The sequence below is a fragment of the Paraburkholderia sp. SIMBA_053 genome, from assembly GCF_046534895.1.
GTDB lineage: Bacteria > Pseudomonadota > Gammaproteobacteria > Burkholderiales > Burkholderiaceae > Paraburkholderia > Paraburkholderia caledonica.
Genome location: NZ_JAWRXU010001426.1, coordinates 1 through 245 on the forward strand (window position 1 = coordinate 1; position 245 = coordinate 245).

Annotated in this window: 1 protein-coding gene; it reads left to right on the plus strand. The window is 62.0% G+C overall.

The features are described 5' to 3' along the window. Positions 1-245 (plus strand): ATP-binding cassette domain-containing protein (locus SB753_RS40315; RefSeq protein WP_410805579.1); only part of this gene is annotated, 245 nt, incomplete at both ends.

The window sequence follows — 245 nt, forward strand, 5'->3', positions numbered from 1 at the left end:
ACCGGCGGCGAGATCTGGCTCGACGGCACATTGCTCAATACCGTGCCGCCGCACAAGCGCAACATCGGCATGGTGTTTCAGAACTACGCGCTGTTCCCGCATCTCACGGTCGAGCAGAACGTCGCGTATCCGCTGACCGTGCGCAAGGTTTCCGCCGAAGAGCGCGCGCATCGCACGAATAACGCATTGAAGATGGTGCGCATGGAGAGCTTCGCCAAGCGCTATCCCGCGCAGCTTTCGGGCGG